Origin of the sequence: Enterococcus sp. DIV2385 (assembly GCF_051711925.1) — a bacterium.
Taxonomy (GTDB): domain Bacteria; phylum Bacillota; class Bacilli; order Lactobacillales; family Enterococcaceae; genus Enterococcus; species Enterococcus faecalis.
Window position 1 is genome coordinate 1,693,825 of sequence record NZ_JBIONV010000001.1, and the last position, 15,767, is coordinate 1,709,591.

Below are 15,767 nucleotides of genomic sequence, written 5' to 3' on the forward strand. Positions count from 1 at the left end.
AACAAAGCCCTTCATAGACAGCACAACCTATCTATTCCAGTTGCCTTTTTTGCTAGTTACACTAGCTAATTTTAGTGTACCCGATTTTCAGTGAAATTACTAGCATCTTTAAAATTTTTACTGAAACGATCAGCCTGTGCAATGAACTAGTTTTCTTCAGCGGCGGCAACCGCTGAGAAGCTTTTTCTCAAATTTTAAGTGAATAATGTATCATAAACTTTTTTGGCATATCCATCCGTCATATTACATACAAAGTCCACCGCCATTTTCAAACGATAATAGTCTTTTTCTGCTTCTGTAGCGTTCTTTGCTTCTCTTCTATACAACGCTTTCGCGCTTTCCGAAATATTATTAAAGATTCGCTCCTCATACTTATTCATGGAAACTTTTTCATATTTCAGTACGACTGGAACAAATTCATCTAGTAAACGATTGATGATATTGAAGCCCAATACCTCTTGATCCAAAATTGTTTTTGTTTGAAAAACATAGACTCTAGAAAAGTTTTTTAATGCCTGAAAGCATTTCACTTCATCACAATCTTCAATGATAATTTCATTATGATAGATACCTCTCATAATTAAGTCATAATGATTAGCAAAATTTTTCGCTACGCTTTGACAAACAGCTCTTTGTGTCTTTCTCAAAAATTCTTGTAAGGTAGCTTCTTCTGTTTTATCTTTTTCTAACATTAAAAATTTTTTTGTTCCTGTTTGCGCATCAACAAACTGCTTTAAATCTTGATAGCTGTATAAACCATAATTATAGGCATCTTCGATATCTGAAAAAGTATAGGCGATATCATCTGAAGCTTCTAACAAAAAGACTAATGGGTGTCGCTTATTTTGTGTTCCTGTCGCAAATTTAATGGCGTTAAACACTTGTTTTTCCGAGTAAAAATAGCCAACTTTTTTAGACAAAAGCTGTTGCTTATTTAATTGATCTGAAGATGCCGTATATTTGATAACTGTGTCTAATGTCGTGGCGGTTAGTTTCATTCCTGCTTTAGAAGTCCCATTATCATGATGCAGTTTTGTTAAAAGTCGGATGGTTTGAGCGTTGCCTTCAAAGTTAAGAAAATCATTTTGTTGTTGCTCCGAAAAATCAGACCAACAAGCATACAAAGGACCATTTTTTTCAAACCAAATACGAATGGCTTCTTCTCCAAAATGTCCAAAAGGGGGATTGCCGATATCATGGATTAATGCAGCTGTTTCTAACAACCGATAGCATTCTGATAATTCCATAACCTCAATGTTTCGTTCGTTCAACTGTGAAATAACTAATCTAAGTATATCCCTGCTATGCATTGCCACTTCTAAGCTATGTGTTAAACGTGTTCTTACAAAATCATTACGTTCTAAAGGAAAAACTTGTGTTTTATCTTGTAAGCGTCTAAATGCATCACTTTTAATTACTCTACGATAGTCACTATCAAAAGATTTACGAAGTTCTGTGGCTAAATCAACTTGCTTATTTAACCAGTCATTTTGATATTGTTTACCATTATCAGAAATACGATATGTACCAACCAACTGACGCCAATTCATTTTCATTTATTACCTCCTCCAATTACTCTACCTTCTCTAAATAAGAGACGTAAATATTTTTACATTTACCAATATCACTAAATTCCCGATTGTTATACGCCTTATCCTTTTTCAATTTAAACCGCACTTTTTCGCCTTCTTGAAAAGTTCCCCACGTAAGAAAAAAGAATAGCCAATGGCTTTCATCCTCTGATAGCGTGTCTAAACCTAAACTTTTAGGCTCAATTAAGCTAGGTAATTTAAAACAGTCATAGACCCCTTTTGCTGTGCCATACACAGGACGATGAGTGCTAAGAATCGTTTCAAAATATCCCTTTTCATCAGGTTTTAAATAACTTGCTTGCCGAATCAGTTGTGTCAGTTTATTTTGGAATGGCTGAATATTTTTCTCAACGTTTAGTTCAAAATCTGGCTCAGCTTGTACATCTGTGTCATGAGATAACTTTTTTAATAAGCAGTTGATTTCATTAGTACTTGTCTTGTCATTAAACGCAATCGCCAAACGCTCACTACTGATAACACCTTTCATATCTTTCATAGAAAAATTATTTAATGCAATTGGATAGTGTTTATCTGATAGCATCCAAGAAGCACCCATTTCGTTTAAACATGGAATACTCTTATAATAATGATCAGATAAAAAATACAGCATGACAGGTTGATTGGTTAGCTCCCTTTTAATCGTGTCAAAAATTAATTCTCCTGGCTGTACACCTGTTTCAATAGTGGAACTATAAAAAATATCCTGTGTTCGAAACCCAAACTTTTTCAATAATTGGATAAACGCATCCACATATTCTTGATCCTTTGAACTATGACTAATAAAAATCTTTTTCCCGTTGCTCAATACTCAACATCCTCCAAGTTAAATTTGTGTTTTCATTTTTTTGTGAAATTCTATACTATTTCTTTAAGCGTACAGCGTTATCTGAAATCAGTCAATACTAAAATTATAAAATAACAATTATTTTGTTTTATTAAATTTTTATATAATGTTGTTTTGTTAATGTTTTGTTATTTTTAAACAAGTGATTATAGAGCGATGTACGGTTGAAGTTATTTCTAATCTATTTTTTTCAATATTTTTATAAATATAAAAAAACACGCCTTTCTTTGCAGAAAGGCGTGTTTTTACGTCCGAGTATAAGGAGAATTGGTTCATTAACCAATTGTCCCTTTAAGCGTTATTCATTAAATGAATTATTTGTTTTTTAAGTTGTAGAAAGATTTTAAGCCTTTGTATTCAGCTACATCGCCTAATTGATCTTCAATACGTAATAATTGGTTGTATTTAGCAATACGGTCAGTACGGCTTAATGAACCAGTTTTGATTTGGCCAGCGTTTGTTGCAACAGCGATATCAGAGATTGTTGAATCTTCTGTTTCACCAGAACGGTGAGATACAACTGCAGTGTAGCCAGCTTCTTTAGCCATTTCGATTGCTTCAAATGTTTCAGTTAAAGTACCGATTTGGTTAACTTTGATTAGGATTGAGTTAGCGATACCTTTTTCGATACCTTCAGCTAATTTAGTTGTGTTTGTTACGAATAAATCGTCACCAACTAATTGAACTTTGTCGCCTAATACTTCAGTTAATTTTTTGAATCCGTCCCAGTCGTTTTCGTCTAAGCCGTCTTCGATTGACATGATTGGGTATTTAGAAACTAATTCTTCGTAGAACGCGATCATTTCTTCAGTTGTTTTTTCGCCTTCGCCTGAGTCAGCTAAAACGTAAACGCCTTTTTCTTTGTCGTAGAATTCTGAAGAAGCAGCATCCATAGCAAGAACAACGTCTTTACCAGGAACATAGCCAGCTTTTTCGATAGCTTCGATGATTACTTCGAAACCTTCTTCGTTTGAACCTAAGTTAGGAGCGAAACCACCTTCGTCACCTACTGAAGTAGCTAAGCCACGACCTTTTAAGATTGAAGCTAATGCGTGGAATACTTCTGCACCCATACGTAAAGCTTCTTTGAATGTAGGGGCACCTACAGGCATGATCATGAATTCTTGGAAGTCAATACTGTTGTCAGCATGTGATCCACCGTTGATGATGTTCATCATTGGAGTTGGTAATACTTTTGTATTGAATCCGCCTAAGTAGTGATATAAAGGCACTTCTAGGTAATCAGCAGCAGCACGAGCTACGGCGATAGACACACCAAGAATAGCGTTAGCACCTAATTTACCTTTGTTAGGAGTTCCATCTAAATCGATCATTGCTTTATCGATAGCCATTTGATCGCGTACATCGTAACCGATGATTGCTTCAGCAATGATGTTGTTTACGTTATCTACAGCTTTAGTAACACCTTTACCTAAGTAACGAGCTTTGTCGCCATCACGTAATTCAACTGCTTCGTATTCACCAGTTGAAGCTCCTGAAGGAACCATTCCACGGCCGAAAGCTCCGCTTTCAGTGTAAACTTCTACTTCGATTGTTGGGTTACCGCGTGAGTCTAAGACTTCGCGTGCGTAAATATCAGTAATAATTGACATGTTTTGTCTCTCCTTTGAGTTTGTATTTATACTAAGGGGATTCCCTCATGTATGATTGTAGTTAATTCTCGCAAACTATGCAAACATTTTTTTGCAAAAGTCATTGAGAAAACGTTACCGTTAGTGATTCTTATTTTACAGCATCTAATAAAGCTAGGAATGAATCTGCTTCTAAGCTTGCGCCGCCGACTAAAGCACCGTCAACGTTTTCTTTTGCCATATATTCAGCGATGTTTTCTGGTTTAACAGAACCACCGTATTGAATACGAACAGCTTCAGAAACTTCTTTGCCGTATAATTTTTCAACTGTTGAACGAACAACACCACAGATTTCATCTGCAATATTAGCATCTGCAGATTTACCAGTTCCGATTGCCCAGATTGGTTCGTAAGCGATAACCATTGAAGCAACTTGTTCGTTTGATAAACCAACTAAGCCGTTAGTGATTTGACCTTCGATCCATTCCGCTGTTTTACCAGCTTCATACGTTTCTAAAGTTTCACCACAACAGAAGATTGGTGTCATACCATTTGCAAAGATTGCTTTGGCTTTTTTATTGATATCTTCATCTGTTTCGTGGAAATATTCGCGACGTTCAGAGTGTCCGATAATCACATAGTTTACACCTAAATCTGCAATTGCAGCTGGTGAGTTTTCACCAGTGAAGGCACCAGCGTTTTCCCAGTAGCAGTTTTGTGCAGCTAATTTCACTTCAGAATCTTTTAGGTTCCAAGCTAAAGGAGCTAAGAATAATGCTGGAGATCCAATCACAGCGTCAACAACGTCGTTTGATGGAACAGCATTTTTTACTGCTTCTGCAAAGCTTTGTGCTTCGCTTAAAGTTTTGTTCATTTTCCAGTTACCAGCGATAATTGGTTTGCGCATGAAAAGCACATCCTTTTCTTTTTTTAAAAATATTGTCTTTTAAACTGATTATTTATCGTTAATAGAAGCTAAACCTGGTAAAGTTTTGCCTTCTAATAATTCTAAACTTGCTCCGCCACCTGTTGAGATGTGAGAGAATTTGTTTTCGTAGCCTAATTGAATTGCTGCAGCAGCAGAGTCCCCGCCACCGATGATTGTTGTTGCGTCTTCTAAATTAGCAATCGCTTCACAAACACCAATTGTTCCTTTGGCAAAGTTACTCATTTCAAATACGCCCATTGGTCCATTCCAAACAACTGTTTTCGCACCTTGTAATTCGTTAGCGAATAATTCAATTGTTTTTTCACCAATATCCAAGCCTTCTTCATCATCTGGGATTTCAGTTGAAGGAACCGTGTGGAAAGGAGCGTCATTGCTGAACTCTTTAGAGACAACTGTATCAACCGGTAAAACTAATTTGTCGCCAGCTTTTTCCATTAAGCTTTTCGCTAAATCCACTTTATCTTCTTCAAGTAAAGATAAACCAACACTATAGCCTTGTGCTTTCATGAATGTGTAAGCCATACCGCCACCGATTAAAATTTTGTCGGCTTTTTCAATTAGGTTTTCAATGACAGCGATTTTGTCAGAAACTTTTGCGCCACCCAAGATTGCTACGAATGGACGTTTTGGATTTTCAACAGCTTCGCCGATGAATTTAATTTCTTTTTCCATTAAGAAACCAGCAACTGTTGGGATACCAGTTGAAGCAATTCCAACGTTTGAGGCATGTGCACGGTGTGCAGTACCAAAAGCATCATTGACAAATACATCGCCTAAAGAAGCCCAGTATTTACCCAATTCAGCGTCATTGCCGCTTTCTTTTTTGCCGTCAACATCTTCAAAACGAGTGTTTTCAAATACTAAAACGTCGCCGTCTTTCATATTGTTAACAGCGTCTTCTAATTCTTTACCACGTGTTTCTGGAACAAAAGTAACTGGTTGACCTAGTAATTCGCTTAAACGTTCAGCCACTGGTTTTAATGATTTGCCAGCTTTGTCTTCTTCTGTTTTTACACGACCTAAATGAGAGAAAAGAATTGCTTTTCCGCCATTTTCAATCACGTATTTGATTGTTGGTAAAGCCGCTACGATACGATTATCGTTTGTGATCACGCCATCTTTTAACGGAACGTTAAAGTCAACACGGACAAGGACTTTTTTGTCTTTTAAATCTACATCTTTAATTGTCTTTTTAGCCATGAGTAGACCTCCTGTATTGTCAATTTTAGGATTTTTCTTTTTTAAAAAAAGAAAGCGGAGAAGCGCGTTGCTTCCCCGCTTATTATTTCACAATTGTTCAAATTTCACTAATGATAAGAATGAATCTTATAAGTTAGCGAAGTATTCTAAAGTACGAACTAATTGAGCAGTGTATGACATTTCGTTGTCATACCAAGCAACAGTTTTAACTAATTGTTTGTCGCCAACTGTCATAACTTTTGTTTGAGTTGCATCGAATAATGAACCGTAAGTCATACCTACGATATCAGAAGAAACGATTTCGTCTGTGTTATAACCATAAGATTCGTTAGCAGCTTTTTCCATTACTGCATTCACTTCATCAACAGTAACTTCTTTGTCTAATACAGTAACTAATTCAGTTAATGAACCAGTTGCTACAGGAACACGTTGAGCAGCGCCATCTAATTTACCGTTCAATTCTGGGATTACTAAGCCGATTGCTTTAGCAGCACCAGTTGAGTTAGGTACGATGTTTGCAGCAGCAGCGCGCGCACGACGGAAGTCGCCTTTAGGATGTGGTCCGTCTAATGTCATTTGGTCACCTGTGTAAGCGTGGATAGTTGTCATTAAACCTTCAACAACACCAAAGTTGTCATGTAAAGCTTTAGCCATTGGAGCTAAGCAGTTTGTAGTACAAGAAGCGCCTGAAATTACAGTTTCTTCTCCAGTTAATGTTTCATGGTTTGTGTTGTAAACGATTGTTGGTACATCGTTACCACCAGGAGCTGAAATAACTACACGTTTTGCACCAGCAGTTAAATGTTTTTCAGCAGCTTCTTTAGAAGTAAAGAAACCAGTACATTCTAAAACGATGTCTACGCCTAATTCGCCCCATGGTAATTCTTCAGGGTTACGGTTAGCTAAAACTTTGATTTCTTTGCCGTTAACGTTGAATGAACCTTCGTGAACTTCAACTGTACCGTTGAAACGGCCTTGAGTTGTGTCATATTTTAACAAGTGTGCTAACATTTTAGCATCTGTTAAGTCGTTGATTGCAACTACTTCGATTCCTTCTACATCTTGGATACGACGGAAAGCTAAGCGTCCGATACGTCCAAATCCATTAATACCTACTTTAACTGTCATTAAAGATTTCCTCCTTATGAAAATCAAAAATTTTTTATTTTAAAGGGTTACCCCTTTTAAAATCTCGTTTGCGGCAGCTTCATCTGTGATGAGCCACGTTTGTTTTGGTGCATTTTTCATATATGCGCGAATGGCTTTGGCTTTCGTTTTGCCGCCCGCAATTGCGACGACATAGGGAATTTCTTGTAAGTTTTTTAATTGAAGGCCAATTCGTGGAATTTTATAGACCACTTTTCCTTCTTCATCAAAGAAATAACCAAACGATTCTGCCACGGCATTTTTTTGTTTGAGCATAACCATTTCGTCATCAGACATTTTTCGGCGTGCCGCCATGTGCAACGCTCGACCAATACTGTGCACCACACAGTTGGCATGACTAATTAACGTAAGAACTTCTTGAATCGAGGGTTCTTGTAATAAACTATTATACGTTTCACGACTCAATTGTTCTGGGACATATAACGCCCGGTAGTTACCACCCGTTTTGTTGGCCATTACAGCACTAATTGAATTGGCTTGGACAGAAACTGCTTCACCAATCCCTCCTCTTGCTGGAACAAACAAATTATGACGTTTTTCAGTTTCTAGTGATCCCATATTTTCGGCCACCATGGCCATTGTTGTCCCACCCATAACCGCAATTGTATTCTCACCATTTGGTAAGAGTAAATTCAGCGTATTGGTTAAGACATCTCCAAAGTCCGAAAGAACTTTCTTTTGGATATCACTATCTCCTGCAACAACGATACAACGTTGAATGCCAAAGTACTGTGTCATTTCTTTTTCGATTTGGTGCATACCAAGCAATTGATTCATGACTAATTCTAAGCCTTGGTAGACTTCCAAACCGCGTTCTGTTAATGTCATCCCGCTTTTTGAAGGTTCAATCAGGTTGAGTTGCTTTAAAACATCTGTTTCTGTACGCAAGACTCGCTCTGTAATTCCCATCGTTTCTGATAAACTTCTACGTCCAATAGGTTGCATCCAATAAATATTGCGAAGAATTTGGAATCTTTCTTGTAATACATCGAGCATATCTGGAGCAACTGCTTCAATCATTTTAAATTCTTTTAACATGATGCGCTCCTTTTGTGGGTCGAAATATGTCCAAGTAAGACTGAAAACGACCTATGAACTTCAAAAAAATAGAATTGATGTTCGTTTTTCCTACTATTTATTCATAACAGTATTAAAAGTACTTATCAATTACACACTTAGTGTACCAGTTTTTTTAGGTCTTTTCAATAAAAATGATTCTTTTTTCATCGTTTTCTTTCAAATCCAAACAAAGCATTCGTTTGTGGGAAACAATAGCGACTTATTTCCGAATAATTAGATCTAATTAAACCAAAAGCAAAGGAATTCACGAACGTCTTTCAATTAACTTCTTGTTTAAATGGGAATTTCAGGTCCTCTCACAAAGCATTTTTTACTTATTTTTCAAAAAAAGCAACGAAGGAATAGACACAGCCATTCTCTCGTTGCTTCATACCCTTTTATTTGTAATCTTCTTCGTAAAAACGTCCTAAAATTTTAACATTATCTGAGATGCTGACAAAGGCATTCGGATCACTTTCTTTCATGGCTGCTTCTAAACTTGGCAACTCAAAGCGTGTCACAATAGTTAGCAAAACAGTTTGGCGGTCGTGGCGATATGCCCCTTCCGCTTCATGAATAATTGTAATACCACGGCGCATTTTCTTTTGAATCTCATCCACGACTCGATCTGGGTTTTTAGTGACAATCATAACTTGCATTTTCTTTTGCTTAGTATAAACAGCATCTGTGACCTTCCCACTTACAAAAATTGATAACGCACTGTAGAACATGTACTGCCAGCCAAATAAATAACCTGCAACGAAGACAATTAGTGCGTTAAAATAAATTGAAATCGAGCCAACTGAACGCCCCGTTTTTTTCCGAATGGTAATGCTTAGAATATCTAAGCCCCCAGAAGAAACCCCGTTTTTTAAGACAAAACCAATTCCTGATCCAGAAATCGCCCCACCAAAAATAGCACAGATAATTGGATCTTGGGTCATCACCGTTTGCGGAACAATATGCATAAATAATGAAGTTAAAGTCACGGTAATGAAAGTAAAAATTGTAAACTTCTTACCTATCTTCTTCCACGCAATAAAGAATAACGGCACATTTAACAGATACAATGTAATAGAGACAGGCACATTAAAACCCACAATTTTTGTTGAGAGGGTTGTTAAAATTTGGGCCAAGCCTGTTAAGCCACTGGAATAAATATTTCCTGGTTGATAGAAAAAGTTCATGGCAATTGATGCAAGAATAGCATAGACAATCGACACAGAAAATTTTGTTGTATAGTCATGAACTGGCAGTCCGTCATAAATTTTTTTCATAAATAATAGCCTCGTTTCAGGTTTTCAATAAATTACATTTCTTTTCATATTATACGTGGTTTACCGAGAGAAAAAAAGAGATTCCTATAATAATTACGGAAGATTCATCAAATGTTTATAGAAATGAAAAAAGAACGAAATCTTAACGATTTCGTTCTTGGGTTGTTTCATAATGGGCTCTTGGGCCACCAATATATTTAGGACGAGAATATAATGCTGTAACATGGGCCGCACCTAACGTTCGAATGCTCAAGCGAAGAGGAACTTGCACATGTTTTACATGCATACCGATAGATGTATCGCCAATGTCAATCCCTGCTTGAGCAACAATATGTTCAACTTCCACAGGTTCATCAAATTTTTCAAAGGCAGCCACTGAACAAGAACCGCCAGCATGTAATTGTGGTACTACCGAGACAATTTCAAAGCCTTTTTCTTCAGCCACACGACGTTCCATCGCTAAAGCACGATTAATATGTTCGCATCCTTGGACAGCCAAAGAGATGCCTTTTTTATCTAATTGTTCAATTAAGGTTGAGACAATCCATTGTCCTACTTCGGCACTGGAATTTTTACCAATGACGCCACCTACTACCTCGCTGGTGGTACAACCTAAAACAAATAGGTCCCCTTTTTGTAAATTTCCTGCTGTAATGACTTCTTCTGTAATTGTCACTAACTGTTCTTTTAACATTTTTTCATCGATAGTCATTTGTTCATCCTTCTTTCTTCTAAACGACCATTTTTTGGTAACACACGTTTTAATGTTTGACTAAGAGGCAATGCTACAATCACCCCAAATAAGGATTGAATAATATTCCCTGGTAATGAGGCAATCCCCGCATCCACGCCGTAAAGCCAGCTAGTCGCTAAAGCATACCCGCTAATCATGAGGAGACTGGCTAAAAGTAATCCTAGCGTTTGCATCTTTTTATTTTTATTAAAGAAGTGCCCTGCTAACCAACCTTGTCCGCCATGAATCAATAACGAAAAAACGAACCATTGTGGATAGCCTGACAATAAATCAATTAAACCACCGCTTAAAGCTCCGACTGTCAAGCCACCAATCGGACCAAAAAGTAAACTAGCAATGTAAATCCCTGCATCCGCCAATGTAACAAAGCCATTTGTTGCTGGGACGGGGATAATAAAGACCATTGACACAGCCACTGTTAAAGCGGTAATTACTGCATATAGACTAATTTTTCTTGTCATTATCCGCCACACCTCCTGCTAGTAATCCTTCATGCCACACACTTCCAAAAGCTGCATTTAGCTGGACCCCAGAAACAATGGCTTCATGAACGTATGTTTTTGCTAAATCAACTGCTTCAATTAACGGATATCCTTTAACTAAATTCGCACCAATTGCAGAGGCAAAGGAACAACCAGCGCCATCAATGGTGTGGGCCATTACTTTTTCTTTGACCAATTGAATATGTTGTTGTCCATCATAAAAAAAGTCACGTGCTTCTTGGCCAAGCCAACGATTACCACCTTTAATCACCACCGTTGCCGCTCCTAAAGAGTTTAACTTTTCCGCCGCTTGTTGGACTTCTTCGACGGTTGTTAATTTTCTGCCAATGAGTAATTCTGCTTCTTTTAAATTAGGCGTTATAATCGTTGCGAATGGAAAAAGTTTTTCAATCAATAACTGCATGTATCTTTTTTCATAAACTGAAGTCGTTTCTTTAAAAGCCAAGACAGGATCCAACACCACCGGCAGACCTGCGTGCTTTTTCAAAAAGGTTACAATTTGTAACATACTTTCTTCACTGTGAATCAAGCCAATCTTGATGCCGTCTAAACTCCCGGCAGGTATGGAAGCGAGTTGCTCTTTCACCAAAGAAGTCTCCAGGTCATGAATCTGAAAATGATTCTTGGGGGCTGTAGCAAGGCAAGTTAAAGTTGATAAGCCAAAGACTTGATGATTTTCAAACGTTTTTAAATCTGTTTGAATCCCGCCACCTGAAAAAGGATCGGAACCGCCAATTGTTAAAATTATTTTTGTCATTTGTTTCGCTCCTTTATACACTCAGTTATCATACAAAGTTTTCTAAAAAGAAAAAACAGCCAATTGGCAGATTTTTAGCTCAGCCACTTTTTAAGTCTTTCGTTATCTTTTTCCTTCCCAAAGAAAGAGTGACCTCATCCGTCAATGAAGTCACTCTTTCTTTGGATTTAACACTTATTCGTCAATGGCTGTTACATCAATGTTTAATTCAAACAATTGTAATGGAGAAACTAAACTTGGTGCGTTGTTCATTGGGTCAATTGCTTTCCCGTTTTTAGGAAAGGCAATCACTTCACGAATATTTTCTTCCCCAGCCAATAGCATTGCTAAGCGGTCTAGCCCTAAAGCAATCCCTCCATGTGGCGGGAAGCCGTAATCTAATGCGTCTAGCAAGAAACCAAATTGGTCTTGTGCTTCTTCTTTTGTAAAACCTAACGTTTCAAACATTTTTTCTTGTAATTCTCGTGTATGGATCCGTAATGAGCCGCCACCTAATTCGTAGCCGTTTAAGACAACATCGTAAGCTTCAGCATACACAGAGGCTGGGTCTGTTGCTAAGCGGGCCACATCCTCTGCTTTTGGTTGTGTAAATGGATGATGAGCAGAAACATAGCGGCCAGCTTCTTCATCATATTCAAACAACGGCCAATCCACAATCCATAAGAAATTAAATTTCGATTCATCAATTAAACCTAATTCTTTACCTAAACGTGTACGTACCGCACCTAAAGCAGCGGCTACGATTTCAGGTTTATCGGCACCAAACATTAAAATATCACCGACTTCTGCATTGGTAGCAGCAATTAATTCATCACTAACTTCTGTTAAGAATTTAGCAATCGGTCCTTTTAAGCCATCTTCTTCAACTTTTAACCAAGCTAAGCCTTTTGCACCAAATTGACTCACATACTTACCTAAGTTATCCATATCTTTACGAGAATACTTATCTGCGGCGCCTTTTGCATTCAAAGCCTTCACATGTCCACCATTTTCCAACGCTGCTTGGAAAACTTTGAAGTCTACGTCTTTCACTACATCTGCAACATCAATTAATTCCATAGCAAAACGAGTGTCGGGTTTATCGCTACCATAGCGTGCCATTGCTTCGTCATAGCTCATTCGTGGAAACGGAACAGAAATCTCAATTCCTTTTGTCTCTTTCATCACTTCAGCCAACATATTTTCTGTATATGTTTGAATTTCTTCTGGTGTTAAAAAGGTCGTTTCGATATCGATTTGTGTAAATTCTGGCTGACGGTCGCCTCGTAAATCTTCATCACGGAAACAACGAACGATTTGGTAATAGCGATCGAAGCCTGCCCCCATTAATAATTGTTTAAAGAGTTGTGGTGATTGTGGTAAAGCATAAAAATGACCGGCATGGACACGAGAAGGAACCAAATAATCGCGAGCGCCTTCTGGTGTTGATTTGCCTAAATAAGGAGTTTCAATGTCTAAAAAGTCATGATTATCTAAATAGTGACGGATTGTTTTCGTTACTTGGTGACGTAATTTAATGTTGTTTGTCATTGATGGACGACGCAAATCTAAATAACGATATTTCATGCGCAATTCGTCATTAACGTTATTGTCATCTTCAATGGTAAATGGCGTTGTTTTCGCAGTATTTAAAATCGTAATGTCAGTCGCCATCACTTCAAACTCGCCAGTTTTCATTTTGGGATTAATCGCTTCTTTATCACGATAAACGACTTGACCTTTAACTTCGATGACGTATTCACTACGACATTTATCAGCAATTTCCCATGCTTCTTTTGACTTTTCTGGGTTAAAGACCACTTGGACGATTCCTTCACGGTCACGTAAATCAATAAAGATAACGCCTCCTAAGTCACGACGTTTTTGAACCCATCCTTTTAATACAACTTCTTTTTCAATAAATTCGGCAGATACATTGCCGCAATAGGTTGTGCGTTTTGCCATTTCTCAATCTCTCCTTTTTATTCTTCAATCATTTTTGTCATCATTTCGTCATACACTTCATCAAATGAATCATGAATAGCACTTAACGGGAAGGCTTTTTCTTCGCGTGTTGCCATTGATTTTACGTTGACAATGCCTTCATTCAATTCATTTTCACCGATTGTTAAAACTAATTTTGCTTGTAATTTATCGGCCGTTTTAAATTGCGCTTTTGGTTTGCGATTCATGTAATCACGATCAGCTGAGAAACCAAAGTTACGAATGCTTTGAACAAGTTGCAAAGCTGCGACGTTGGTTTCTGAACCAATGCCAACCACATATGCGTCTAATTCAGATAACGCTGGAATCACAACTTCTTCAGCTTCCATTGTTAACAACACTCGCTCAATGCCCATACCAAAACCAAAACCTGGTGTGTCTGGGCCGCCTAATTCTTCAACTAAACCATTGTATCGGCCTCCTGCACAAATAGTTGATTGCGCACCCATTTTAGGCGCTTCACTCATAATTTCAAAAATTGTGTGTGTGTAATAATCCAGGCCGCGAACCATATTACTATCAATTTCATAAGGAATTTCTAGTAAATCTAACATATCAGTTACTGCTTCAAAATGTGCTTTAGATGGTTCATTTAAATAATCTAAAATGGAGGGCGCTTCTGCGACAATCACCTTGTCTTTTTTATCTTTGCTGTCTAACACCCGCAATGGATTTTCGTGTAAGCGACGTTGTGAATCCTCGCTTAATTCTGCCATATGGGGCTCTAAATAATCGATTAATGCTTGACGGTACGTAGCACGTGTTTCTTTATCCCCCAAGGAATTAATAACTAATTTGATTTGTTGGATGCCTAATTGTTTGAAGAAGTCCAAAGCCATAGCCATGATTTCAACATCCAATGCTGGGTTTTCACTACCAAATGCTTCCACACCAATTTGATGGAATTGACGCAAACGACCAGCTTGTGGGCGTTCATAGCGGAACATCGGCCCCATGTAATAGGTTTTATATGGTTTCGTATATTCCGGACCATATAATTTATTTTCAACGAAGGCCCGAACAATTGGCGCTGTCCCCTCAGGACGTAGCGTCACGTGACGGTCTCCTTTATCATAAAAATCATACATTTCTTTTGAAACAATATCTGTGGTATCGCCAACACTGCGAGATATTACTTCATAATGTTCAAAAATCGGGGTTCTGATTTCTTGGTATTGATAATCTTTAAAAATCAAACGAGCTGTTTCTTCCACAAATTGCCATTTTTCAGAAGTTCCTGGCAAAATATCGTTTGTTCCTTTTGGTTTTTGATAACTCATTGTCTTTCTCTCCTTCTATCATTCCACAAAAATGTGTGCGCCATTTTCTTTTTTCTAAAAATGAAAAAAGCCCTTGTATGTTGAACATACAAGGGCGTAAAAGTCTCTTTTACACGGTACCACCTAGTTTTGAAAGATTTTACTCTTTCCTCAACGATTAACGCTCGTAACGGGACGGCTTTTCTTCCGTCCATCTCCAGAATGTCTTTCACTTTCACTGTTGAAGTTGCTCTCAGCCACGGCAACTCTCTCTTCGCAGACAGATGAAACTTACTCGTTCCTTCGTAGATTTTTAATATTATCTATAAACTACTAAAGTTCTCTTAGAAAGTCAAGGGGTTCCGACAGGAAAATCAATTATTTTTCTCGTGTATCAATCACAATGGTCACTGGACCATCATTGGTCAACGACACTTGCATATCCGCGCCAAATTCTCCTGTGGCTACCGCTATTCCTTCTGCTTCTAATTGTTGATTAAATAATTCATACAAAGGAATCGCCACATCTGGACGAGCCGCTTCAATAAAACTGGGACGATTGCCTTTTTTAGTTTTTGCATAGAGGGTAAATTGAGAGATACTCAAAATTGATCCTTCAATCTCTTGAATACTGCGATTCATTTTTCCTTCGTCATCTTCAAAAACACGTAATTTACTGATTTTGCCAACAACATAAGCCACATCTTCTGGCGTGTCTTCTTGATGAATGCCCACCAGCACCATGAAGCCTTGTTTGATTTGTCCCACTATCTGCTCTTCTATCGCAACTTGTGCTTGACTGACTCTTTGAATAACTACTTTCATCTTTTT

The 15,767-nt window shown here is 37.8% G+C and carries 15 protein-coding genes; all 15 read right to left on the reverse strand.

From position 1 onward, the window contains the following. Positions 1 to 194: 194 nt before the first annotated feature. Positions 195 to 1,556, reverse strand: a complete 1,362-nt coding sequence (locus IGM04_RS08295; protein WP_002357101.1) for a deoxyguanosinetriphosphate triphosphohydrolase — start codon at positions 1,554 to 1,556, stop codon at positions 195 to 197. A gap of 16 nt (positions 1,557 to 1,572) precedes the next feature. Further along, on the reverse strand, positions 1,573 to 2,397 hold the full coding sequence (locus IGM04_RS08300) for a toll/interleukin-1 receptor domain-containing protein (protein ID WP_002407499.1): 825 nt from the start codon (positions 2,395 to 2,397) through the stop codon (positions 1,573 to 1,575). A gap of 353 nt (positions 2,398 to 2,750) precedes the next feature. After that, entirely contained in the window at positions 2,751 to 4,049 is a 1,299-nt protein-coding gene (eno, locus tag IGM04_RS08305; protein ID WP_086318222.1) for a phosphopyruvate hydratase, read from the reverse strand. A gap of 130 nt (positions 4,050 to 4,179) precedes the next feature. After that, positions 4,180 to 4,935, reverse strand: coding sequence for a triose-phosphate isomerase (gene tpiA, locus IGM04_RS08310; RefSeq protein WP_002362045.1), 756 nt, complete (start codon positions 4,933 to 4,935; stop codon positions 4,180 to 4,182). 48 nt (positions 4,936 to 4,983) lie between these two features. After that, positions 4,984 to 6,177, reverse strand: coding sequence for a phosphoglycerate kinase (locus tag IGM04_RS08315; protein ID WP_002357094.1), 1,194 nt, complete (start codon positions 6,175 to 6,177; stop codon positions 4,984 to 4,986). 126 nt (positions 6,178 to 6,303) lie between these two features. Further along, entirely contained in the window at positions 6,304 to 7,305 is a 1,002-nt protein-coding gene (gene gap / locus IGM04_RS08320; RefSeq protein WP_002357093.1) for a type I glyceraldehyde-3-phosphate dehydrogenase, read from the reverse strand. 39 nt (positions 7,306 to 7,344) lie between these two features. Further along, on the reverse strand, positions 7,345 to 8,382 hold the full coding sequence (locus tag IGM04_RS08325) for a sugar-binding transcriptional regulator (protein WP_002357092.1): 1,038 nt from the start codon (positions 8,380 to 8,382) through the stop codon (positions 7,345 to 7,347). 419 nt (positions 8,383 to 8,801) lie between these two features. Then, positions 8,802 to 9,680 carry a YitT family protein gene (locus tag IGM04_RS08330; protein ID WP_002357090.1) on the reverse strand — a complete coding sequence of 293 codons (879 nt, stop codon included), beginning with the start codon at positions 9,678 to 9,680 and terminating at the stop codon, positions 8,802 to 8,804. Between the two features lie 142 nt (positions 9,681 to 9,822). Continuing rightward, complete coding sequence (locus IGM04_RS08335) at positions 9,823 to 10,392, reverse strand: TIGR01440 family protein (RefSeq protein ID WP_002365825.1); 570 nt, start codon at positions 10,390 to 10,392, stop codon at positions 9,823 to 9,825. Continuing rightward, a complete protein-coding gene (locus tag IGM04_RS08340; RefSeq protein WP_162782724.1) occupies positions 10,389 to 10,895 on the reverse strand; it encodes an ECF transporter S component in 507 nt (168 codons plus the stop codon). The genes IGM04_RS08335 and IGM04_RS08340 overlap by 4 nt, the downstream gene beginning before the upstream one ends. Continuing rightward, positions 10,879 to 11,715 (reverse strand): bifunctional hydroxymethylpyrimidine kinase/phosphomethylpyrimidine kinase, encoded by an 837-nt coding sequence (locus tag IGM04_RS08345; protein ID WP_179189168.1) that lies wholly within the window; start codon positions 11,713 to 11,715, stop codon positions 10,879 to 10,881. Before IGM04_RS08345 ends, IGM04_RS08340 begins: the two co-directional genes overlap by 17 nt. A 153-nt stretch (positions 11,716 to 11,868) precedes the next feature. Further along, positions 11,869 to 13,638, reverse strand: a complete 1,770-nt coding sequence (aspS, locus tag IGM04_RS08350) for an aspartate--tRNA ligase (protein ID WP_002360034.1) — start codon at positions 13,636 to 13,638, stop codon at positions 11,869 to 11,871. A gap of 17 nt (positions 13,639 to 13,655) precedes the next feature. Continuing rightward, the gene (gene hisS / locus IGM04_RS08355) at positions 13,656 to 14,957 is read right to left on the reverse strand and encodes a histidine--tRNA ligase (protein WP_002362049.1); all 1,302 of its coding nucleotides are present in this window, start codon (positions 14,955 to 14,957) and stop codon (positions 13,656 to 13,658) included. Next, a complete protein-coding gene (locus tag IGM04_RS08360) occupies positions 14,954 to 15,175 on the reverse strand; it encodes a hypothetical protein (RefSeq protein WP_002383130.1) in 222 nt (73 codons plus the stop codon). The genes hisS and IGM04_RS08360 overlap by 4 nt, the downstream gene beginning before the upstream one ends. Positions 15,176 to 15,314: 139 nt before the next feature. After that, a complete protein-coding gene (dtd, locus tag IGM04_RS08365) occupies positions 15,315 to 15,761 on the reverse strand; it encodes a D-aminoacyl-tRNA deacylase (protein WP_002357080.1) in 447 nt (148 codons plus the stop codon). Positions 15,762 to 15,767: the final 6 nt, after the last annotated feature.

What these genes read in the sequence shown, in the direction of transcription:
- IGM04_RS08295 (WP_002357101.1), bottom strand. Translation starts at nt 1,556, where the DNA reads ATGAAAATGAATTGGCGTCAGTTGGTTGGTACATATCGTATTTCTGAT.
- eno (WP_086318222.1), bottom strand. Translation starts at nt 4,049, where the DNA reads ATGTCAATTATTACTGATATTTACGCACGCGAAGTCTTAGACTCACGC.
- tpiA (WP_002362045.1), bottom strand. Translation starts at nt 4,935, where the DNA reads ATGCGCAAACCAATTATCGCTGGTAACTGGAAAATGAACAAAACTTTA.
- IGM04_RS08315 (WP_002357094.1), bottom strand. Translation starts at nt 6,177, where the DNA reads ATGGCTAAAAAGACAATTAAAGATGTAGATTTAAAAGACAAAAAAGTC.
- gap (WP_002357093.1), bottom strand. Translation starts at nt 7,305, where the DNA reads ATGACAGTTAAAGTAGGTATTAATGGATTTGGACGTATCGGACGCTTA.
- IGM04_RS08325 (WP_002357092.1), bottom strand. Translation starts at nt 8,382, where the DNA reads ATGTTAAAAGAATTTAAAATGATTGAAGCAGTTGCTCCAGATATGCTC.
- IGM04_RS08330 (WP_002357090.1), bottom strand. Translation starts at nt 9,680, where the DNA reads ATGAAAAAAATTTATGACGGACTGCCAGTTCATGACTATACAACAAAA.
- IGM04_RS08335 (WP_002365825.1), bottom strand. Translation starts at nt 10,392, where the DNA reads ATGACTATCGATGAAAAAATGTTAAAAGAACAGTTAGTGACAATTACA.
- IGM04_RS08340 (WP_162782724.1), bottom strand. Translation starts at nt 10,895, where the DNA reads ATGACAAGAAAAATTAGTCTATATGCAGTAATTACCGCTTTAACAGTG.
- aspS (WP_002360034.1), bottom strand. Translation starts at nt 13,638, where the DNA reads ATGGCAAAACGCACAACCTATTGCGGCAATGTATCTGCCGAATTTATT.
- hisS (WP_002362049.1), bottom strand. Translation starts at nt 14,957, where the DNA reads ATGAGTTATCAAAAACCAAAAGGAACAAACGATATTTTGCCAGGAACT.
- dtd (WP_002357080.1), bottom strand. Translation starts at nt 15,761, where the DNA reads ATGAAAGTAGTTATTCAAAGAGTCAGTCAAGCACAAGTTGCGATAGAA.